The 19,921-nt window shown below is 67.6% G+C and carries 19 protein-coding genes; 12 read left to right on the top strand and 7 right to left on the bottom strand.

Translation table 11 applies throughout. The annotated features are described in order from the left end of the window. Positions 1 to 29: 29 nt before the first annotated feature. On the bottom strand, positions 30 to 1,529 hold the full coding sequence (locus tag ACFVVI_RS22905; protein WP_387446718.1) for an acyl-CoA carboxylase subunit beta: 1,500 nt from the start codon (positions 1,527 to 1,529) through the stop codon (positions 30 to 32). Between the two features lie 69 nt (positions 1,530 to 1,598). Further along, entirely contained in the window at positions 1,599 to 2,828 is a 1,230-nt protein-coding gene (locus tag ACFVVI_RS22900) for a cytochrome P450 (RefSeq protein WP_387446717.1), read from the bottom strand. Between the two features lie 333 nt (positions 2,829 to 3,161). Between ACFVVI_RS22900 and ACFVVI_RS22895 the strand changes: the two genes are divergently transcribed. Further along, the gene (locus ACFVVI_RS22895; RefSeq protein WP_387447014.1) at positions 3,162 to 4,337 is read left to right on the top strand and encodes a cytochrome P450; all 1,176 of its coding nucleotides are present in this window, start codon (positions 3,162 to 3,164) and stop codon (positions 4,335 to 4,337) included. A 57-nt stretch (positions 4,338 to 4,394) separates the two neighbouring features. After that, the gene (locus ACFVVI_RS22890) at positions 4,395 to 5,159 is read left to right on the top strand and encodes an SDR family NAD(P)-dependent oxidoreductase (protein ID WP_387446715.1); all 765 of its coding nucleotides are present in this window, start codon (positions 4,395 to 4,397) and stop codon (positions 5,157 to 5,159) included. 68 nt (positions 5,160 to 5,227) lie between these two features. On the opposite strand, the gene ACFVVI_RS22885 is transcribed toward ACFVVI_RS22890, so the two are convergent. Both ACFVVI_RS22885 and ACFVVI_RS22880 read right to left on the bottom strand, forming a co-directional pair. Beyond that, on the bottom strand, positions 5,228 to 6,127 hold the full coding sequence (locus ACFVVI_RS22885; RefSeq protein ID WP_387446714.1) for an enoyl-CoA hydratase/isomerase family protein: 900 nt from the start codon (positions 6,125 to 6,127) through the stop codon (positions 5,228 to 5,230). A gap of 70 nt (positions 6,128 to 6,197) precedes the next feature. Then, positions 6,198 to 7,448 (bottom strand): CaiB/BaiF CoA transferase family protein, encoded by a 1,251-nt coding sequence (locus ACFVVI_RS22880; protein ID WP_387446712.1) that lies wholly within the window; start codon positions 7,446 to 7,448, stop codon positions 6,198 to 6,200. A 109-nt stretch (positions 7,449 to 7,557) separates the two neighbouring features. Between ACFVVI_RS22880 and ACFVVI_RS22875 the strand changes: the two genes are divergently transcribed. Genes ACFVVI_RS22875 through ACFVVI_RS22860 form a run of 4 tightly spaced genes read left to right on the top strand, consistent with a single transcriptional unit; the run spans position 7,558 to position 11,085 of the window. Continuing rightward, positions 7,558 to 8,361 (top strand): enoyl-CoA hydratase/isomerase family protein, encoded by an 804-nt coding sequence (locus ACFVVI_RS22875; protein WP_387446711.1) that lies wholly within the window; start codon positions 7,558 to 7,560, stop codon positions 8,359 to 8,361. Further along, a complete protein-coding gene (locus tag ACFVVI_RS22870; protein WP_387446710.1) occupies positions 8,346 to 9,161 on the top strand; it encodes an enoyl-CoA hydratase/isomerase family protein in 816 nt (271 codons plus the stop codon). The genes ACFVVI_RS22875 and ACFVVI_RS22870 overlap by 16 nt, the downstream gene beginning before the upstream one ends. Continuing rightward, the gene (locus ACFVVI_RS22865) at positions 9,161 to 10,666 is read left to right on the top strand and encodes a class I adenylate-forming enzyme family protein (protein ID WP_387446708.1); all 1,506 of its coding nucleotides are present in this window, start codon (positions 9,161 to 9,163) and stop codon (positions 10,664 to 10,666) included. The genes ACFVVI_RS22870 and ACFVVI_RS22865 overlap by 1 nt, the downstream gene beginning before the upstream one ends. Continuing rightward, on the top strand, positions 10,663 to 11,085 hold the full coding sequence (locus ACFVVI_RS22860) for a PaaI family thioesterase (protein ID WP_378992937.1): 423 nt from the start codon (positions 10,663 to 10,665) through the stop codon (positions 11,083 to 11,085). The genes ACFVVI_RS22865 and ACFVVI_RS22860 overlap by 4 nt, the downstream gene beginning before the upstream one ends. A gap of 78 nt (positions 11,086 to 11,163) precedes the next feature. Here ACFVVI_RS22860 and ACFVVI_RS22855 read toward each other — a convergent pair whose 3' ends face one another. Together ACFVVI_RS22855 and ACFVVI_RS22850 are read right to left on the bottom strand one after the other, a co-directional pair. Further along, positions 11,164 to 12,675 (bottom strand): class I adenylate-forming enzyme family protein, encoded by a 1,512-nt coding sequence (locus ACFVVI_RS22855; RefSeq protein WP_387446706.1) that lies wholly within the window; start codon positions 12,673 to 12,675, stop codon positions 11,164 to 11,166. 19 nt (positions 12,676 to 12,694) lie between these two features. Then, on the bottom strand, positions 12,695 to 13,204 hold the full coding sequence (locus tag ACFVVI_RS22850; RefSeq protein ID WP_387446704.1) for a DoxX family protein: 510 nt from the start codon (positions 13,202 to 13,204) through the stop codon (positions 12,695 to 12,697). 193 nt (positions 13,205 to 13,397) lie between these two features. On the opposite strand from ACFVVI_RS22850, the gene ACFVVI_RS22845 reads away from it, so the two are divergent. After that, positions 13,398 to 14,585 carry an acyl-CoA dehydrogenase family protein gene (locus ACFVVI_RS22845; RefSeq protein WP_379312491.1) on the top strand — a complete coding sequence of 396 codons (1,188 nt, stop codon included), beginning with the start codon at positions 13,398 to 13,400 and terminating at the stop codon, positions 14,583 to 14,585. Between the two features lie 56 nt (positions 14,586 to 14,641). On the opposite strand, the gene ACFVVI_RS22840 is transcribed toward ACFVVI_RS22845, so the two are convergent. Further along, complete coding sequence (locus tag ACFVVI_RS22840; protein ID WP_387446703.1) at positions 14,642 to 15,451, bottom strand: NAD(P)-dependent oxidoreductase; 810 nt, start codon at positions 15,449 to 15,451, stop codon at positions 14,642 to 14,644. Positions 15,452 to 15,732: 281 nt separating this feature from the next. Here ACFVVI_RS22840 and ACFVVI_RS22835 point away from each other — a divergent pair, with 281 nt between their 5' ends. From ACFVVI_RS22835 to ACFVVI_RS22815, 5 genes are read left to right on the top strand one after another with little or no spacing between them, the layout of a single operon-like run. After that, positions 15,733 to 16,554 (top strand): mycofactocin-coupled SDR family oxidoreductase, encoded by an 822-nt coding sequence (locus tag ACFVVI_RS22835; RefSeq protein ID WP_387446702.1) that lies wholly within the window; start codon positions 15,733 to 15,735, stop codon positions 16,552 to 16,554. A gap of 28 nt (positions 16,555 to 16,582) precedes the next feature. Further along, a complete protein-coding gene (fabG, locus tag ACFVVI_RS22830) occupies positions 16,583 to 17,311 on the top strand; it encodes a 3-oxoacyl-ACP reductase FabG (protein ID WP_378992929.1) in 729 nt (242 codons plus the stop codon). After that, positions 17,308 to 18,195: a hypothetical protein gene (locus ACFVVI_RS22825; protein ID WP_387446701.1), complete on the top strand. Its 888-nt coding sequence runs from the start codon at positions 17,308 to 17,310 to the stop codon at positions 18,193 to 18,195. The genes fabG and ACFVVI_RS22825 overlap by 4 nt, the downstream gene beginning before the upstream one ends. Beyond that, on the top strand, positions 18,188 to 19,399 hold the full coding sequence (locus tag ACFVVI_RS22820) for an acetyl-CoA C-acetyltransferase (protein ID WP_387446700.1): 1,212 nt from the start codon (positions 18,188 to 18,190) through the stop codon (positions 19,397 to 19,399). Before ACFVVI_RS22825 ends, ACFVVI_RS22820 begins: the two co-directional genes overlap by 8 nt. Positions 19,400 to 19,401: 2 nt before the next feature. Then, the gene (locus ACFVVI_RS22815) at positions 19,402 to 19,860 is read left to right on the top strand and encodes a MaoC family dehydratase (protein ID WP_378992926.1); all 459 of its coding nucleotides are present in this window, start codon (positions 19,402 to 19,404) and stop codon (positions 19,858 to 19,860) included. Positions 19,861 to 19,921 lie beyond the last annotated feature (61 nt).

Genomic DNA, 19,921 nt, shown 5'->3' with positions numbered 1-19,921 from the left:
GTCGTTCGGCCCCCCAAGCTGTCGGCGGTTCAGGGAATGATGACGGTGCGCTGCACGGGCTGGGCGGGAGTCTGCCGCCCGTAGAGGCCGCGCTGCAGCGAGCGCAGCAGAACGTCGCGGGTTTCCTCGGGCCGGATCAGTTCGTCGAATCCCATGTGTTCGGCTGAATGGTAGGACGCCTTCAGCTCCATCTCGCGCAGTTCGGCGGCCAGATCCGCTTCGGCGTTGGAGGCGTTGCTCAACGCGGCAGCGCCCATCGCGCCCATCGTGGCGCCCGGGTAGGCGAAGGTGCCCGCCTGACCGTCGAATCCGATCAGCGACATCACCATCGAACCGAATCCGTAGGCCTTGCGCAGTGTCACATGCAGTTTCAGCGTGGTCGCCGCGGTCTGCGCGACGAACATCCGCGCGCCGCTGCGCAATACGCCCTCCCGCTCGGACTCGCTGCCGGGCAGCATCCCTGGGTTGTCGGCGAGGAAGATGATCGGCAGGTGGAAGGAATCGGCGACCATGATGAAGTGGGCCGCCTTGTCCGCGGCCTCGGTATCGATCGAACCCGCGAGGACCTGCGGCTGATTGGCCACCACCGCGACCGGGTGCCCACCCAGATGCGCCAGCGCGCAGATGATCGGCGTGCCGCGTTCGGGCTGTACCTCGAACCAGTCGGTGCCGTCGAACACGACATCGAGCACGGCCCGCATGTCGTAGCTCTGCACGTTGTCCCGGGAGACGATGTCGAGCAACTCCGGCGTCGGGCGCGGACCCGTGGTCTCGTCGGCGAGGTACACCGGCGGATAAGACCACGCGCTCGGCGGGAAATAGGACAGGTAGCGGCGGATCTCGTCGAGGACGTCCTCGTCGGTCTCGGCGACGTTGTGGACGACACCGCTGGGCAGCGCGACGTCGGGCCCACCCAGGTCTTCTTTCGAGATGTCCTCGCCGGTCGAGACTTTCACGACCGGCGGTCCCGCGGTGAAGATGCAGCCCTGCCTGCTCATGATGGAGAAGTCGGCGACCGGGGCGACCAGCGCGCCGTGGCCCGCCGATGGCCCGAGCACGGCGGTGACCATCGGCACCTTGCCCGAGCACTGCGCCTGGGCCAGCAGATCGGTGGGGGTGCGACCGTAGTGATCGCCGGTCGGGCGGAACCCCGCTCCTTCCAAGAGCATCACCAGCGGCACCTTGTCGCGCACCGCCAGTTCGGCCAGCCGGTAGCGCTTGGAATTGCTGCCGGGAGCGATCGAGCCGGCCAGGGTGGTGAAGTCCTCGGCACCGACCATGACGGGGACACCGTTGATCAGCCCGGACCCGGTCACAATCGCGTCGGCGGCGGCGATGTCGCCGCCGACGAGTGTGCCGAACTCCTGGAACGTGCCGGGATCGAGCAGCCGTTCGATGCGCGCCCTGGCGTCCAGCTTGCCCTTCCCCCGGTGTTTGGCGACCCGGTCCGGACCGCCCATCTCCAGCACGCGCGCGCGGCGACGGCCGAGATCGTCGAGGGTCTCGTCCCAGGTGTTGGCAGTTGTCATGTCGTGGCCTGTCTTCTGTGATCGGTCGCGCGGACAGCGCGGGAATTCGGGAGGGGCGGGATTCTCAGGTCAGTCGATGGTGAAACGGATCGGCAAATGCTTCAACCCACCCACGAACGTCGTCGCCGTCAACTCCGGCTCCCCCGCCAACTCGATCGACCGCAAACGCGGCAACAATTCCCCGAAGAACTTACTGATCTCCATCCGCGCCAACCCCGCACCCAAACAAAAATGAACACCATAACCGAACGCCACATGCTTGTTCGGCTCACGCTCGATATCGAACCGGAACGGATCATCGAAAACATCCTCATCCCGATTCGCCGACGCGTACGACAACAACAACGAATCCCCCGCCGGAATCGACACCCCGTTCACCACCGAATCCTCAGCAGCCGTGCGCATGAACGCCTTCACCGGTGTCACCCACCGAATGATCTCCTCCACCGCACCCGCCATCAACTCCGGATGTTGCCGCAACCGATCCAACTGCTCAGGATGCTCGATCAACGCACGCATACCACCCGAGATACTGCTACTCGTCGTGTCATGACCCGCCGTCGCGATAATCGCGTAATACGACACCACATCCACATCCGACAACAACTCACCGTCGACCTTCGCGTTCGCGATCGCCGACGCCAGATCATCGGTCGGATGCTCTCGTCGAGAGTTGGTCAACGCGGTGAAGAAGGTGAACATCTCCACCAACGCGTTCATCGCCTCGTCCGGCGGCGTCGACCGCTTCAACTCATCGTCATCGGAGCCCATCAACTCCTGAGTCAACTTCAGCATCAACGGAAAATCGGACTCCGGCACCCCGAGCAACGACATGATCACGTACAGCGGGAAATTCACCGCGATCTCGGACACGAAATCACACTCACCCCCCGTGTCCCGCATTCGATCCACGTAGCGTTTCGCGAGCTCCTCGATCCGCTCACCCATCGCCTTCATCGCCTTCGGACCGAACCAGTCCGCCGCGATCGCCCGCACCACCCGATGCTGCGGATCATCCATATGGATCAGCGTCCGGATCCCGATCGCGGCTTGCATCTCGTCGGACTCCGCCGTCATCAACACCGGGCGCGGCCAGTTCGTGAACTGACTGTTCGCCCGCTCGACCGCCATCACGTCGGCGTGCTTGGTGATCGCCCAAAACGGTTTGTACCCCGCCACTTCCACCCGCGAGACCGGCTTGTCCGCCCGCAGCGCGGCCAACGCGGCGTGCAAACGCGGCTCGTCGGCGTAGGCGGAGGGATCCGCCAGTACGTTCGCGGCCTCATCAACGATCGGCATCACTATCAGCACCTTTTCCCGTTCCGAGCTGGCAACCCAGCAACCACCACCTCGCACGCACCCGCGTCGACGGCGTTGTCTCGCCCACAAGACTGATTTATAGTTACCCTTACTGTCAAGCTTTCTGTAACCGCTACGGAGCGCCCGATCGGTGCGGTACCCTCGCCGCCCGCCGCCCCGCGTTCGAGGCCCTCACCTCGGCAGTCGCATTGCCGACCCGGATGCCGGTCAGATACTGTATGTCTTACAGTAAGTATTACTCCCAATACTCGTACGGTGTGACGAAGCCAGAGGTGAGCTGTGAACAGCCCAGTTGAGGACCGAGCAGAGACGATGGGGGACGTTCCCGATCCCCACGATCCCTACCCCTTCTTCGCCGCGCGGCGGCGCGCGGGCGGCGTATTCCACGGGACGGTGATGGACTACTCCAGAACCCCGAAGGAACTGCGCCCCACCGATACCTACGCCGTGATGTCGTGGTCCGCGGTGAACAAGGTCTTGCGCAACAACACGGTGTTCAGCACCCAGCTCTACGACGCGACGATCGGCGTGTTCATGGGCCCCACCATCCTGGCGATGAACGGGGCACCGCACCGCGCCCACCGCAACTTGGTGTCGGCGGCCTTCAAACCGCAGTCGCTGGCCGTGTGGGAACCCGAGGTGGTCCGCCCGATCTGTGACGAACTCATCGACGAATTCATCGACGAGGGACGCGCGGACCTGGTCCGCGACTTCACCTTCGAGTTCCCCACCCGGGTTATCGCCCGCCTGCTCGGGCTACCGGCCGAGGACCTGCCCTTCTTCCGGGACGCCGCCGTGGCGATCATCAGCTACGCGGGCAACGTGCCGAGGGCGCTGCAAGCTTCCAAGGAACTGAAGGAGTACTTCCTCGGTCATATCGAGCAGCGGCGAGCCACTCCGAGTGATGACATCATCAGCGACCTGGTCACCGCCGATATCGACGGCGAGAAGCTCAGCGACCGCGCGATCTACTCCTTCCTCCGGCTGCTGTTGCCCGCGGGCCTGGAAACGACCTACCGCTCGTCGGGGAACCTGCTGTTCCAATTGCTCAACCACCCCGAGCAATTCGCCGCGATCCAACAGGATCACAGCCTGCTCCCGCAGGCGATCGAAGAGGGCCTGCGGTTCGAGACACCATTGACACTGGTGCAGCGCTACGTCACCGAAGACACCGAATTGGAGGGCGTGGCCATCCCCGCGGGGGCGGTCGTCGATGTCTGCCTCGGCTCGGCGAACCGTGACGAGACCCGGTGGGAGCGTTCCGAGGAATTCGATATCTTCCGGCCGCACATCCCGCACATCAGCTTCACCGCGGGCGCGCACACCTGCCTCGGGTTGCACCTGGCCCGCCTGGAGACGCGCGTCGCCATGGAGGCACTGCTGTCGCGACTGACCAATATCACTCTGCTGCCCGACGGTGACCCCCACATCTTCGGCCAGCCGTTCCGCTCGCCGAGTTCGCTGCCGGTGACCTTCGATGTCCGCTGACGCGCGGCGGGTCGACCGCCCACACCGAGCCAGCCCTTTTCGACTCCGAGGAGCCCTGTGACCACCCGTAACATCTTCGATCTCACCGGCCGTTCGGCGCTGGTCACCGGTGCGGCCGGCGGCATCGGCGCGGCCGTCGCCGCGGCGCTGGCCGCCCAGGGTGCGGCGGTCCTTGTCACCGATATCGACGGCGCCGCCGCGGCGGTCACCGCCGAGAAGATCGTCGCCGACGGTGGCCGAGCCGCCGCCGCGGCGCTCGATGTTCGCGACCGGGCCGCCGCCGATGCGGCCGCGAGTGCCGCCGCGGAGTTGGCCGACGGGACACTGCATATCGTGGTGAACAACGCCGGCGCCACCGAACCCGCGATGTTCGGTGCCACCACCGAGGAATCGGTGCTGCGGATGCTCGACATCCACCTGCTCGGCGCGTTCCGCGTGACGCAGGCAGCGCTGGCGTACCTGCCGACCGACGGCACCGGCCGCGTCATCAATGTGACCTCGTCGGCGGGACTGGTCGGCACGCTCGGCCAGGTCAATTACTCGGCGGCTAAATCCGGCATCGTCGGCATGACGAAATCGCTGGCCCGCGAACTCGCCCGCAAGCAGATCACCGTCAACGCGCTCGCCCCGGCCGCGGCCACCCCGATGACCGCCACGATCCGCACCGATCCGAAGTTCGCCGAGCAGATGCTCAATCGCATTCCGCTGCGGCGCTGGGCCGAGCCTGCCGAGGTGGCGGGCGCGTTCGTCTTCCTCGCCTCCGACGCGGCGTCGTTCGTCACCGGCCAGGTGCTGCCGGTCGACGGCGGCCTGGTGATGTAACGCGACACCGCAACACAATTGAGGCCCGGGCCCCCGCAGGGACCCGGGCCTCAATTGTCAGGTTCTCGCTAGTCCAGTTCCGGCTCGGGCACGTGGAAGTGGGCGTCGCGCAGCCGGAACGCCTCCTTGGTGCCGTGCTCGGCCCTGGTCTTCACAAAATTGAATTCTCCCGGCGAGAACTGCAGGTTGGTGCCGTAGGCGTGGAACAGATAGCTCGCCACCTCCTCGCCCTGATAGGCCTGACTCTGCTCGACCATCCGGAACGCCTCCTTCGCGATCACCACACCGTCGGCCGGCATCTTCGCCGCCTTCTCGGCCCAGTAGCGCGCCCGCGCGGTGACCGCCGCCGAATCGCAGGTCTCGGTGAAGACACCGAGGTGCTCGAGCGTGCCCGCCTCGATGATGTCGCCGGTGAGCAGCATCCGGCGCGCGAGCACCGGGCCGAGCCGATGGAAGAACATGTGCAGACTGCCCAGCGCCGGGCCGAGGAACCGCGCCGCGGGCATGCCGATCTTCGCGTCGCGCGCGATGACCGAGATATCGGTCATCAGGGCCATTTCGAATCCGCCGCCCAGCGCGTAGCCGCTGATCTCGCCGACGGTGACCTTCGGGAAGCCCATGAAATTGTGGTAGAAGCCGAAAGACTTGCGGTCCACCGTGAGTCGGCGGCGCTGACTCGGTCGGCTCTTGGCGGGCCGATCGCCGTTGGACGCGGGGCGCTCCCCGTACCAGCCGTAGGCGTTGTTCATGTCGGCGCCGGTGCTGAACACCCCCTCGGCGCCGCGCAGCAGCACGACGGTGATGTCGTCGTCGTCGGCGACCTCGTCCAGGTAGCGCGCGATCCCGTCCCGCATGGCGGCGTTGTAGGAGTTGCGCTGCGACGGGTTGTTCAGCGTGATGGTGGCGATCCTGCGATCGGGATCGACCTCGTAGAGCACGCGGCCCTCGGCGGTACTGGAACTGGTCATCGACTGTCTCTTCCTTGTTCGAGGGGGATGGGCGCGCGCTGTCCGTAGCGCGCGGTGGTCGGCGTGGTCATCAGACGACCTGCCGCTCGCGCAGGTCGGCCACCTCGTCGGGGCTGTAGCCGAGATCGGCCAGGATCTGCCCGGTGTGCTCGCCGAGCAGCGGCGCGCGCCGGCGAATCCGTCCCGGTGTGCGCGACATCCGGAACGGGGTTCCGACGATCGGCACCGGCTTCGACGCTCCCGGATAGTCGATCCGCTCGAGGTAGCCCAGCTTCTCGACGTGCGGGTCCTCGAGCACGTCGTGGGTGCTGTGCATCGGCGCCGCGGGCAGTTTGAACCGCTCGAGCGCCGCGAGCACCTCGGCCTTGGTGCGACCCCGGCACCAGTCCTGCATGAGGTCGTTGAGGAAGTCGCTGTGCTGCCAGCGCAGGTCGTCACCGGCGAAGCGCGGGTCGTCCATGAGATCCTCCCGGCCGATCAACCGGCACCAGCGCCGGAACATCGGCTGCCCGGCCACCTGGAGCAGCACCCAGCCGTCGGTGACCTCGTAGAGGTCGCACGGTGCGACCGAGGTCCCCCGATTGCCCATGCGCGGTTTGTCGACGCCGAGCAGGTCGCGCTCGATCAGGAACGCGTTGCTCATCATCAGCGCGGTCGGCAGCAGCGCGCCCTCGACGTGCTGGCCCTCGCCGGTGGCGCGATGGTGGAACAGGGCCATCATGACCCCGATGGCCAGTGTCATCGCGGTGCCGAAGTCGGTGTAGGGGACTGTGGTGCGGATCGGCTGCTCGGGCAGGCCCTGGCGGTGGGTGGCGCCCGACATGACCTGGCCCGCACCGTCGAAACCGATCCGGTCACTGTAGGGACCGCCCTCACCGTAGGCCGTGGCGCTGGCCAGGATGATGTCGGCCTTGACCGCGCGCAGGGTGTCGTAGTCGAGTCCGCTGGCCCGCATTCCGGCCAACGGCATGTTGGCGACGACGATGTCGGCGCCTGCCACGAGGCGACGGGTGATCTCGGCGCCGTCCGGCGTGGTCGAGTCCAGGGTCAGCGACCGCTTGTTGCGATTGCACTGCAGGAACGTGCCGCCCTCGCCACCCTCGGTCACCGCCTGCACCCAGCGGTCCTCGCCGCCCTCGCGCTTCTCGACGCGAACGACATCGGCGCCCATGTCGGCCAGGATCGCGGTGCACCACGGGGCGGCGATGAACCGGCCGTAGTCGAGCACCCGCACACCGTCGAGGACGCCCCTGGTCGTACTCCCCCCGGCGGGCCGGTCGGCTCCCGTGCCGCCCGAAGGTGTGGTCCCGTTCTCGGCCATCGCCACTCTTTCCTCGTCGGTACTTCACGTCACCTTGGCAGAACCATAACGGTATTGTCTACTGTATATCTAACAGTATGGGCCACGCCCTGTCCCCTAGGAGGAATGCATGCCGTTCGACACCATCGGCTACGAGGTAGACGGGCACACGGCCACCATCACGCTGAACCGGCCCGAGGCCCTCAACGCGCTGAGCCCGCACATGATCACCGAATTGCGCGCCGCCTACGACGAGGCCGAGAACGACGACAAGGTCTGGCTGCTCATCGTGACCGCGAACGGTCGTGCCTTCTGCACCGGCGCCGACGTCAAGGCCATCCCCGGCGACGGCAAGGTCCTCAACGAGAAGCCGTACCTGTCGACCTACGAGCAGTGGGAGGCTCCGCAGGAGGGGACCCCGCCCTTCCGGACCATGACCAAACCGATTGTTGTCGCGATCAACGGAATCTGTTGCGGCGCGGGCCTGGACTGGGTGACCACCGGCGACATCATCATCGCCTCGGATCGAGCGACCTTCTTCGATCCCCATGTGAGCATCGGGCTCGTCGCAGGCCGAGAGGTGGTCCGTCTGGCGCGGGTGCTCCCGCGCACCGTGGCCCTGCGGATGGCGATGATGGGCAAGCACGAGCGGATGAGCGCCCAGCGTGCCTACGAACTGGGCATGATCACCGAGGTCGTCGAGCACGACCGCCTGCTCGAGCGGGCTCGCGAGATCGCCGACATCCTCAATTCCAATGCGCCGCTGGCGGTGCGCGGCACCCGGCTGGCGATCGTCAAGGGCCTGGACGTGCCGATGCACGAGGCCGAGATGCTGGCCGAGTCGTTCCGCGAACGGGTCACCCGCACCGAGGACGCGCTCGAGGGACCGCGCGCGTTCGTCGAGAAGCGCGCCCCGGAATGGCAGTGCCGATGAGCGCCGACTACAGCACGATCACGCTCGACATCGACGCCGACGACCGGGTCGCCACCCTCACCCTGAACCGCCCCGAACGACTCAACGCCTTCGACCGCACCATGTGCGAGGAGGTGCGCGACGCGTGGCGCCGGATCAGGCTCGACGACTCGGTCAACGCGGTCGTCCTGCGCGCAACGGGCACTCGCGCCTTCAGCGCGGGACTCGACATCAAGTCCGCCTACGGCCAACCCGACGGGATCTGGCACCACGAGGACCCCGGCGAGCTGTTGAGCCCCAAGTGGCAGAAGATGTGGAAACCGGTGGTGTGCGCGGTCAACGGCCTGTGCACGGCGGGAGCGTTCTACTTCGTCAACGAGTCCGACGTGGTGATCTGTTCCGACGATGCCACCTTCTTCGACTCCCATGTGTCGGCGGGGTTGGTCTGCGCGCTGGAGCCGATCGGGCTCATGCGCCGGGTCGGGCTCGGGGAGACCCTGCGTATCGCGTTGATGGGTAACGACGAACGGGTCTGCGCCGAGACCGCGCTGCGCATCGGCCTGGTGACCGAAATCGTGACCCGCGAACAGCTCTGGGAACGCGCGCACGCCATCGCCGCCGGCATCGCGGCCAAGCCGCCGACGGCGACCCAGGGCACGGTGAAGGCGATTTGGGAATCGCTGGACAAGCCCTACCGGGCCGCACTCGATCAGGGCCTGATCTACACCCGCCTGGGCAACCCGATCGCCAAGGCGGAACTCGCCGCGGCCGCGGGGGATGCACAACGCCGCGGCATTTCGACCGAACCGAGGATTCGTTGATGACCGACACCCACGACCATCCACTGAGCGGGCGCATCGCCGGAGTCCTCGACCTGGCGCCGAGTTCACGGGCCATCGAATTCGACGGAACCTGGCACAGCTGGGGCGAACTCGCCGAGACCGCGCGACGCGTCAGCGCGCTGATCACAACGCCGTGCCAGGTCGGCATACTGTTGCGCAACCGCCCCGAACACGTGGCCGCGTTCCTCGGCGTGCTGCTCAGCGGCGGCACCGTCGTGGTGATCAACCCCTCCCGTGGCGACGACCGCACCCGATCCGATATCGCCGCGCTCGAATTGCCACTGGTGATCGGCGGAGAGGCGGACCTGGCCAGCCTCGTCGGGCCGGGGGCCGCGACCGTGACCATCGCCGACCTCGACACCGCACCGATCCCCAGCGAGCCGATCGGCGAGCACGACGCGGGCACCCCGTTGCCGGGGATCGCCGTCCGCATGCTCACCAGCGGGACCACCGGGCCGCCCAAGCGTGTCGAGATCACCTACGACATGCTGGCGCGCAGTGTCATCGGCACCGACTTCGAGCAGGCCGCCACACCGACCGCACCGCGCGGTGGCGTCGCGATCGTGAATGCCCCGCTGGTGCACATCGGCGGTATCTTCCGCATTCTGCAGTGTGTCGTCGCTGCCAGGCCGTTCGTCTTCCTGCCGCGCTTCGACCTCGAACGCTGGGCGGCGGCGGTGCGGGCGCACCGGCCGGGCGCGGTGTCGCTGGTCCCCGCCGCCCTGCGGATGGTGCTGCACTCCGACCTCGGCCCCGCGGATCTGGCGGGCGTGCGGGTGGTCACCTCGGGCACCGCGCCGCTGTCGGCCGCCGATGCCGACGCCTTCCAGGACAAGTTCGGCATTCCGGTCCTGACGTCGTATGCCGCCACCGAATTCGGCGGCGGCGTCGCCGGCTGGACGCTTCCCGACCACCGGCAGTTCTGGACCACCAAGCGCGGCAGCGTCGGCCGGGCCAGTGGCGGCGCCCGCCTGCGGGTGGTCGACGAGGACGGCACCGCGCTCGGGCCGGATGTGCCCGGCCGGCTCGAGGTCGCGCCCGGCCAGCTCGGTCCCACCGCGAGCTGGGTACGGACCACCGATATCGCCCGCATCGACGCCGATGGGTTCCTCTGGATTCTCGGACGTGCCGATCAGGCCATCATCCGAGGTGGATTCAAGATCATGCCCGATGATGTGCGCGCCGCGCTGGAGGAACATCCCGCGGTCCGCGGCGCGGCGGTCGTCGCCAGGACCGACGACCGGCTCGGCGAGACCCCGGTCGCCATGGTCGAGCTGCGCGAGGGTCGCCACGCCGAGCTCGATGAGCTGGTCAGCTATCTGAGCACTCGTTTGGCCCGCTACGAGATCCCCACCGATATCGCTGTCGTCGAGGCGATTCCGCGCACCCCGTCGGGCAAGGCGGACCTGTCCGCGGTCCGCGAACACTTCACCGCATCCCCCATCGGCCCACGACCACATTCCGAAAGTGGTGATCCGACATGATGTCGACCATCCGAGAGATCACTGGACTACTCGACCACATCGGCTTCCGCAAGGCGACCGACCTCGACGGCTCGCTCATCTGGGAGCTGCCCGTCGCGCCGCACGTGGTCAACACCTCCGGTGGGCTGCAGGGCGGCTTGATCGCGACACTGGCCGACATCGCGGCGGGCACCCTCGCCCTGGAGTCCCGGCCGCCGAACGCCGGTATCGTCACCTCGGATCTGAGCGTGCGCTACTTCCGCCCGATCACCGAGGGCACCGCGCGCGCGGTGAGCAAGATCGTGCACGCGGGCAAACGGTCGATCGTGGTCCAGGTCGAGGTATTCGACGGCGAGGACGGCGCGTTGGCGGCGCTGGCGACCGTGAATTTCGCGACGGTGAGCTTCGCGACGGACGGATCGGCGACCACGGGCAGCTAGCACCCGAACGGGCGCTACGCCTTCGACATCGGCCGGGTCCCGGCGCGATCAACCAGTCGCGCCGAGACCTCGTCGATGTCAACGCCCGGCATACAGGGCGGCCACCGCGTCCGTCCTGGCTTTCAGCGCGGCATTGCGCGGAAGATCGTCGACTACGGCGATCGCGACGGGCACGTGGTGGCTCGGCAGCTGGTCTCGCAGGTGTGCGATCAGGTCCGCTTCCGCGGGTTTCGGCACTTCGCGACGCGGCTGCACGGCGGCGAAAGGTACCTGACCCAATCGGCTGTCCGGGACGCCGACAACACACGCATCCCGTACCGCGGGATGGGTGAGCAGGGCGGCACGCACGGTTTCGGGCAGGATCTTGAAACCGCCACGATTGATCGCGCCGTCGGCTCGCCCGTGAATCGTCACGAACCCGTCGGCATCCACGGAGGCCAGATCGGTGGTCCGTACCCAGGTGGCACCGAGCGCGGCCACCTCGGCCTCGAGCAGTCCCGTCGCGCCGACACCCACCTGCGCACCGGTCTCCGCGTCGACGATGCGCACGCGCACTCCGGGCAGCGGCACACCGACGCTGCCGGCCTTGGTCGCACCGAATCGCTCGTGCAACTGCGGCGTCCACGCACACACCGAGCCGGCGAACTCGGTGGCACCATAGGCCCACAGCAGTGGAATGGCGTAGCGGCGTTCGAATTCCGCACGCAGTTCCGGCTCGAGCGGGCCGGATCCACCCGGCAGATATTCCAGGGACGACAGGTCCTGCGGCGGCACCTCGGCTTCCAGCAGCATGCGCAGAATCGTCGGTTGCACGCCGGTCCGAGTGACCCGGTAGGTCTTGACCGCCCGCACCCATTCCTCGACCGTGAACTTCTCCAGCAACACCATGCGTTTGCCGAGGAACGGCGCCGCGAGCAGCTGACAGATACCGATGCTCCCGAACGGCCAGTACACCAATTCCGGCGGATCGTCGGGATCGGCGACGGTCACCCCACCGGTCATGGTGCGGACCGTATGTCCCAACGCCGACAGGGGGATCGGCACCCGCTTGGGTGGGCCGGTAGTTCCGCTGGTCAGGATGTGCAATCCGGGCACGGATGTCACCTGATCGGCGACTCGACCGGTCGACCGGTCACCGTGCACGACAGTCTCGACCGAGGGCTCCTCCAGCGCCACCGCGATCCCGGCACCGCCCACCCGCTCGCAGGCGGCCACGACCGGCGCCGTCCAGTCCCGCCGATCGGCGATCACCGCGACCGGACGCGTCTGTTCGATGTCGCGGGCGATGCCCGAGGCCGACTGATACGAGTTGATCATCGTGACCGGACGACGTTGCGTGATGAACCCGAGGATCGCGGCCGCGTGCGGCACCCGATTGCGGACGACGATCCCGATCGAGTCCTCGGCGCGCACGCCCGCACGGTCCAACTCCGCGGTGATCCGGTGGATGTAGGCTCGCACGGCGTTGCCGGAATACCAGCGCCGCTCGAACTCTATGCACGGCCGCTCGCCGAAGCCCGCGAGCCCCTCGGCGAGTGTTGTCACGAGCTCGGTCGCGGCGGAGCTCTCGTCGTGATCCTGTATCGACATCTGTCGCCCTGTGATTCACTCAGGACCGGGCGGGAGCCGGCGGCCGGTAGAACAGTGCGAGCTGGCCGACCCCGGCCGCGAGGCCGAGGCCGACGGCGAGGCCGAATCCCCACCAGCCGTCCACCCGGTCGGTGCCGAAGATCAACTGGTCGAGGCTGATCCGGCCGGGACCGAGGGTGGCCACACCCACCGCGCCCACCGCCAGCACCAGGTTGTACTCCCAGCCCTCTCCCACGATGAAGAAGCCCTTGGACCTGTGCACCGTCCAGGCGGCGACCAGCATGAGCGCGACGAACCCCGCCGCCGCGATCGGTGTGAGCAACCCGAAGGCCAGCGCGAGGCCGACGCCGATCTCGCTGCTCGCGGCGAGGCGCGCGTGCACGATGCCCGGCCGCATCCCGATGCTGTCGAACCAGCGGGCGGTGCCCGGTATCCGCCCACCCCCGAAGAACTTCTGGTAGCCGTGCGCGGCCATGGTGAGGCCGAGACACACTCGGAGAATCAGCACGCCCGTGTCGTACGCAGTCATCGTTGTACCACCCTGTCCATCGAGGTCCGCGCCGTGAGCACGATGCTCGACTCAGCTCCCGTATCACTTACCGCTGGTATTACAGTAATGTTAGACACTACGTACGTCCGGTCAAGACGGCGCATCGGGCCACTTGCCCACCAGACACATCGAGCACCACGGCCGCGAAGCGCCGTGACGAGGAGGCCCTGCCATGACGAGCGCATCCACCGCCATCAGCGCGGTCACCGCGGAGGACTTCCGCGAAATACTGGCGCAGACCAAGGATTTCGTACGAAACGTGGTCGTCGGGCGAGAGCGCGAGATCGCCGAACAGAACCGGATGCCCGACGAGATCGCGCGTCAGGCCAAGGCCATGGGCCTGTTCGGCTACGCGATCCCCCAGGAATGGGGCGGCCTCGGACTCGATCTCGCCCAGGACGTCGAATTGGCCATGGAACTCGGCTACACCACGCTCGCGCTGCGCTCACTGTTCGGCACCAACAACGGTATCGCCGGTCAGGTCCTGGTCGGGTTCGGCACCGAGGAACAGAAATCTCGATGGCTCGAGCACATCGCCTCCGGCGCTGTCGTCGCGTCGTTCGCGCTCACCGAGTCCGGTGCGGGGTCCGATCCCGCGGCGCTGCGCACCAGCGCGACCAGGTCAGGTGACGGCTGGATCATCAACGGCGAGAAGCGCTTCATCACCAACGCACCGGTCGCCGATCTGTTCGTCGTCTTCGCCCGCACCCGTCCGGCCGACGAGGACGGCGCGGGCATCTCGGTGTTCCTGGTTCCCGCCGACGCCCCCGGCGTGACAGTCGGCCCGAAGGACCGCAAGATGGGCCAAGAGGGCGCGTGGACCGCCGAGGTGTATTTCCACGATGTCCGCGTCGGCGCCGACGCACTCGTCGGTGGTAGCGAGGACATCGGCTACCGCGCGGCGATGACCTCGCTGGCACGGGGTCGTGTCCATATCGCGGCACTAGCGGTGGGCACGGCGCAGCGGGCGCTCGACGAATCCGTCGCCTACGCCGCGACCGCTACCCAGGGCGGCACCCCCATCGGGCGGTTTCAGTTGGTCCAGGCTCACCTGGCCGATATGCAGACCGGAGTGATGGCGGGCCGCGCCCTGGTTCGCGACGCCGCGCGCGCCTGGGTGGCGGGCGAGGATCGGCGGGTCGCCCCGTCGGTGGCCAAACTGTTCTGCACCGAAATGGCCGGGCGGGTAGCCGATTCGGCGGTGCAGGTGCACGGCGGCACGGGATACATGCGCGATGTGGCCGTGGAACGGATCTACCGTGACGTCCGGCTGCTGCGGTTGTACGAGGGCACCAGCGAGATCCAGCGCCTGATCATCGGCGGCGGGCTGATCAAGAATGCCGAGCGAGCCGCCGAGTAACGACCGGCCGGGTCGGCCACCACTGCAGGGCTGTGGCCGACCCGGTCCGCCCGACGTCAGCTCAAGTCGAGCGGACCGTCGGCGATCGCGGCCCCCAGACCGCCGAGGTCGATGCCGAGGTCGGCGGTCGCGGTCAAGCAGGCGGCGACGTCCTTGCGCAGGAACGGCGCGGCGCGCTTCTCGAATTTCGCCAGACCGCCGGTGCGCCGAATCGAATCGGCCGCGTAGCTGTTGCCGCTGGCCGCCGACAGCGCCTCCAGCAACTGCGCTTCCTCGATGCCCAGCTTGCGGCCGACTTCGGCGGCCACAGCCACCAGTTGGGCGTTCGCGGCGAACAGGGCGTTGTTGACCAGTTTCACACCGAGCGCGCTGCCGAGCGCACCGGTGGCCAAGAGGGTGCTCGCGTAGGCGGACAGCACCGTCCGGACGGTCTCGACCGCGTCCGACGGCCCACCGAGCAAGACCGTGAGCCGCCCTGCGGCGATGTCGTCGGCCGATCCACTGACCGGTCCGTCGAGCAGGACCGGACCGTCGGGTCGCGCACCGGCCAGCTCGGTGATCGTCGAGACCGCACCGGTCGTGTGCGAGACCACCACCGCACCTTCCCGCGCCATCGCGAGCACTCCCTCCGGCCCCGACAGCACCTCGCGTAGCTGGTGATCCGAGAACAGGCACGCGATGATCACCTCGCCCGCGACCGCGACCTCCCGCACCGAGTCGACGACCTCGGCTCCCGCCGCCCGCAGCCGTTCCCGCACCACCTCCTTCCGCGCGTACACCACGACCCGATGACCTGCCGCCACCAGTCGAACCACCATCGGCTCGCCCATCTGACCTGCTCCGATGAACCCGACAACCTTCGACATCCGCGCCGCTCCTCCCTCGCGATGACACCCGTTCGCCACCGAGAACGATGCGACGATTCGCGAATAGACAGTGATCCAGTAATGCCAACTGTAACAGCGGGCCCGAACCCGACGCGGTCGTTCTTGCACCGCGAACGGTCGGGCCATAAGGTGTCCTGACGCAATACTGTTGTCTTTACGATAAAACATACGATAATGAGTTCTGGTGCTGTATCCGCGGGCGGGGATCACCACCCCTGTCCCACACGATCCGTAAGCGCCCGACAGCCCGAGGAGAAAACGTGACCGGCCGACACAGCGACAAGGTCGCCTTCATCACCGGCGCAGCGCGCGGACAAGGCCGGGCGCACGCGGTGCGCCTGGCGCGCGAGGGCGCCGACATCATCGCCGTCGATCTCGCAGGCCCGCTGCCGGCCGCGGTTCCCTACGATTCGGCCACGCCAGAGGATTTCGAGGAGACGGTACGACTGGTCGAAGCGACCGGCCGCCGCATCGTCGCCGCCACCGTCGACACCCGCGACCTGGACGGGTTGCGCGCCGCTGTCGACGACGGGGTCGCCACGTTGGGACGGCTCGACATCGTCGTCGCCAACGCCGGCATCTGTATCCCGCAGCGGTGGAACGAGATCACCTCCGAGTCGTTTCGCGATGTCATCGACATCAATGTCACCGGCACCTGGAACACCGCGATCGCCGGAGCCGACCACATCATCGACGGTGGGCGCGGCGGCTCGATCATCCTGATCAGCTCCGCCGCCGGGCTGAAGATGCAGCCGTTCATGGTTCACTACACCGCCAGCAAACACGCGGTGACCGGTATCGCCAGGGGATTGGCCGCCGAACTCGGCAAACATCGGATCCGGGTCAACAGCGTGCATCCGGGCGCCGTGCTGACACCCATGGGCAGCGGGGACATGGTCGCCGCGCTGGGCCGCTCGCTCGAATCCAATCCCCAACTCGGACACATGACGACACCGTTCCTCCCGGACTGGGTGGCCATGCCCGAGGACGTCGCCGCCGCTGTCAGCTGGCTGGCCGACGACGAGTCCCGCTACATCACCGCCGCCCAGATCGCGGTCGACCTGGGCTCGACGCAGTACTGAATGCGCATCGCCGAAAGGATTCCACACCATGTCACTTCTCGAGGGCCGCGTCGCGGTCGTCACCGGCGGGGCGCAGGGCATCGGCCTTGCCATCGCGTCGACCTTCCTGCGCGAGGGTGCGCGAGTGGTCGTCGGCGACCTGAATCCTGACGCGGCACAGGAGGCGCTGGGCTCGGACGCTGTTCGCGCGGTCCGCTGCGACGTGACCAGCGCCGCCGATGTCTCGGCACTACTCGCCACCGCGACCGGCGAATTCGGCTCGGTCGATGTCATGGTCAACAACGCGGGCATCACCCGCGACGCCTCCATGCGCACGATGAGCGAGGACGATTTCGACCAGGTCGTGGCAGTGCACCTGAAGGGCAGCTGGCACGGGACCCGACTCGCCGCCACGATCATGCGGGAGCAAGGACGTGGCAGCATCGTCAACATCTCCTCGCTCTCGGGCAAAGTGGGCATGGCCGGTCAGACCAACTATTCGGCCGCGAAGGCGGGCATCATCGGTCTGACCAAGGCGGCGGCCAAGGAAACGGCCCGATTCGGGGTGCGCGTCAACGCGATCCAACCCGGCCTGATCCGGTCGCCGATGACCACGGCGATGCCCGGCCACGTCTGGGACCAGAAGATGGCGGAGATCCCGATGTCGCGGGCGGGTGAACCGGAGGAGGTCGCCGGCGTCGCGCTCTTCCTCGCCTCCGACCTGTCCTCGTATATGACCGGCACCACCTTGGAAGTGACCGGCGGGCGGTTCATGTGACCGCGTGGCAGGCACACACCGTCGTCACCGACGAATACGTCGATCCGGCACCGGTCGCCGCGCTGAGCGCGGTCCTCGACTCCGGTGCACCCTCGATCGGAGCGGGCGATCCGCTTCCGCCGCTGTGGCATTGGGCGGCGCTGGCCCGCTGGCCAGTGTCGTCTTCGATCGGGACCGACGGACACCCGGCCCGTGGCTCGTTCCTGCCTCCGGTCGAGCTGCCGCGGCGCATGTTCGCCGGCGGCGACGTGGTACTGCACGAGGCGGTGACCATCGGGTCGACGGTGCGGCGCGAATCGCGAGTCGTCGCGGTGACGCCCAAGAACGGGCGGACGGGACCGCTGGTGGTGGTCGATGTCGAAATCCGGCTCTACACCGGAGCGGACACGCTCGCTGTGGTGGAACGCCAGAATCTCATCTATCGCGAGGCCCCGAAACCCGGTGCCCGCATCGCGACACCGCCCGCCCCCGCGGCAGCGGGTAGACCATTGCGACGCGTGGCCGAATGGGACTGGGAATTGCGCACAGATCCCACTGTCTTGATGCGTTTCAGCGCGGCCACGGCCAATTCCCACCGTATCCACTACGACTGGCCCTACGCGACCGGCGTCGAGGGATATCCGGCGCTGGTGGTGCACGGACCACTCATGACCCTGGCCATGGCCGAGACCCTGCGACGGGAACGGCCGCAGTCGACTCCGGCCCGATTGCGTCACCGCAATCTCGCGCCGCTGTTCTGCGCCGAACCCGCCCGCATCCAGCGTCGCGACGCCGATGTCGACCTCGAACTCGCCGTCCGTACCGGTGACGGCATCGACCGAACTGTCGAACACACCGTTCTGACCGCCGAATTCGACCATGACGGAGACCGAACCCATGCGTGAAGCAGTGATCTGTGAACCTGTCCGCACCCCCATCGGACGCTACGGCGGGGTGTTCTCCCCGCTCACCGCGGTCGATCTCGGTGTCATCGCCCTGCGCGGGCTGCTGGAGCGTACCGGGATCGACCCCGCTGTCGTGGACGACGTGATCCTGGGCCACTGCTATCCCAACAGCGAGGCGCCTGCCATCGGCCGAGTCGTGGCCCTCGATGCCGGGCTGCCGGTGACCGTCGGCGGCATGCAGATCGATCGACGCTGCGGATCCGGGTTGCAGTCGGTGATCCAGGCGGTCATGCAGGTCACCAGTGGTGCGAGTGAGGTAGTGGTCGCAGGTGGTGTCGAGAGCATGACCAACGCCCCGTTCTACTCGCTCGATATGCGCTGGGGCGGTGCGCGTGGCGGGGTCCGGGTCCACGATGCGCTGGCTCGCGGACGCGAAACCGCCGGCGGCAGGGACTATCCGGTGCCCGGCGGCATGCTCGAAACCGCCGAGAACCTGCGCCGGACCTACGCCATCCCCCGGGAAGAACAGGATCGGCTGGCGGTCACCTCCCACCAGCGTGCCATCGATGCCGCCCACAGCGGTGCGAGCGCCGAGCAGATCATTCCGGTCACGGTCTCCTCGCGGCGCGGCGATTCGGTGATCGACACCGACGAGCACCCCCGCGCCGACACCACCCTCGAATCACTCGCCGCACTGAAACCCGTTCGGGCCGGGATCGATCCGGAATCGACGGTCACCGCGGGCAACGCCAGCGGGCAGAACGACGCGGCGTCGATGTGTCTGGTGACCACCAGGGAGACTGCCGAACAACTGGGCCTCACCCCGTTGGTCACCTTGAAGTCGTGGGCAGTGGCCGGCGTGCGACCCGATGTCATGGGGATCGGGCCGGTCCCCGCCACCGACGCCGCGCTCCGCCACGCGGGGCTCTCCCTCGCCGACATCGACCTGATCGAACTCAACGAAGCGTTCGCGGCGCAGGCTCTCGCCGTCATGCGGGAATGGAAGTTCGGCGACCGGGATCTCGAACGCACGAACGTGCACGGCTCGGGCATCTCTCTCGGACATCCGGTGGGCGCCACCGGCGGGCGGATGCTGGCCACCCTGGCCAGGGAACTGCACCGACGCGAACAGCGCTACGGGCTCGAGACGATGTGCATCGGCGGCGGCCAGGGCCTGGCCGCCGTCTTCGAGCGGGTGGTGTGATCATGGCCGCGCGCACCTTCACCTCACTCGATGACCTCTCGGCCGCGATCGGCGATACCGTCGGGCCGGGACCGTGGATCCCGATCGACCAGAAACGAGTCGACGCGTTCGCCGAATGCACCGGTGACGATCAATGGATCCATGTCGACCCTGCCCGCGCCGCCGACGGCCCCTACGGCGCCACCATCGCCCACGGCTACCTGACCCTGTCGATGCTGCCGTTCCTCGGCCGCGACCTCTACGCCATCGGATTCGGCACGGCGCGAATAAACTACGGCAGCAACAAGGTTCGCTTCCCATCCGCTGTGCGTGTCGGCACCCGGATACGGGCGTCGGCGACCCCGCTCGACCTGTCGGTCGAGAAGTCGCGGTGCCTGCTCACCGTTCGATGGGTCATCGAGGACGAGGAGCAGGACAAACCGGCGCTGGTGGCCGAAACCCTCACGGTGGTGGTGTTGTGACCCACGCCGAGCCCACCGCAGCCGCCGATTCACGCCACGCAGGCACCGATTCCACCGAACG

Origin of the sequence: Nocardia sp. NPDC058114 (assembly GCF_042884695.1) — a bacterium.
In the GTDB taxonomy this organism is placed as follows: Bacteria; Actinomycetota; Actinomycetes; order Mycobacteriales; family Mycobacteriaceae; genus Nocardia.
This window is presented reverse-complemented; position numbering and strand designations above follow the sequence as displayed.

What these genes read in the sequence shown, in the direction of transcription:
- ACFVVI_RS22905 (WP_387446718.1), bottom strand. Translation starts at nt 1,529, where the DNA reads ATGACAACTGCCAACACCTGGGACGAGACCCTCGACGATCTCGGCCGT.
- ACFVVI_RS22900 (WP_387446717.1), bottom strand. Translation starts at nt 2,828, where the DNA reads ATGCCGATCGTTGATGAGGCCGCGAACGTACTGGCGGATCCCTCCGCC.
- ACFVVI_RS22895 (WP_387447014.1), top strand. Translation starts at nt 3,162, where the DNA reads ATGGGGGACGTTCCCGATCCCCACGATCCCTACCCCTTCTTCGCCGCG.
- ACFVVI_RS22885 (WP_387446714.1), bottom strand. Translation starts at nt 6,127, where the DNA reads ATGACCAGTTCCAGTACCGCCGAGGGCCGCGTGCTCTACGAGGTCGAT.
- ACFVVI_RS22880 (WP_387446712.1), bottom strand. Translation starts at nt 7,448, where the DNA reads ATGGCCGAGAACGGGACCACACCTTCGGGCGGCACGGGAGCCGACCGG.
- ACFVVI_RS22875 (WP_387446711.1), top strand. Translation starts at nt 7,558, where the DNA reads ATGCCGTTCGACACCATCGGCTACGAGGTAGACGGGCACACGGCCACC.
- ACFVVI_RS22870 (WP_387446710.1), top strand. Translation starts at nt 8,346, where the DNA reads ATGGCAGTGCCGATGAGCGCCGACTACAGCACGATCACGCTCGACATC.
- ACFVVI_RS22865 (WP_387446708.1), top strand. Translation starts at nt 9,161, where the DNA reads ATGACCGACACCCACGACCATCCACTGAGCGGGCGCATCGCCGGAGTC.
- ACFVVI_RS22860 (WP_378992937.1), top strand. Translation starts at nt 10,663, where the DNA reads ATGATGTCGACCATCCGAGAGATCACTGGACTACTCGACCACATCGGC.
- ACFVVI_RS22855 (WP_387446706.1), bottom strand. Translation starts at nt 12,675, where the DNA reads ATGTCGATACAGGATCACGACGAGAGCTCCGCCGCGACCGAGCTCGTG.
- ACFVVI_RS22850 (WP_387446704.1), bottom strand. Translation starts at nt 13,204, where the DNA reads ATGACTGCGTACGACACGGGCGTGCTGATTCTCCGAGTGTGTCTCGGC.
- ACFVVI_RS22845 (WP_379312491.1), top strand. Translation starts at nt 13,398, where the DNA reads ATGACGAGCGCATCCACCGCCATCAGCGCGGTCACCGCGGAGGACTTC.
- ACFVVI_RS22840 (WP_387446703.1), bottom strand. Translation starts at nt 15,451, where the DNA reads ATGTCGAAGGTTGTCGGGTTCATCGGAGCAGGTCAGATGGGCGAGCCG.
- fabG (WP_378992929.1), top strand. Translation starts at nt 16,583, where the DNA reads ATGTCACTTCTCGAGGGCCGCGTCGCGGTCGTCACCGGCGGGGCGCAG.
- ACFVVI_RS22820 (WP_387446700.1), top strand. Translation starts at nt 18,188, where the DNA reads ATGCGTGAAGCAGTGATCTGTGAACCTGTCCGCACCCCCATCGGACGC.
- ACFVVI_RS22815 (WP_378992926.1), top strand. Translation starts at nt 19,402, where the DNA reads ATGGCCGCGCGCACCTTCACCTCACTCGATGACCTCTCGGCCGCGATC.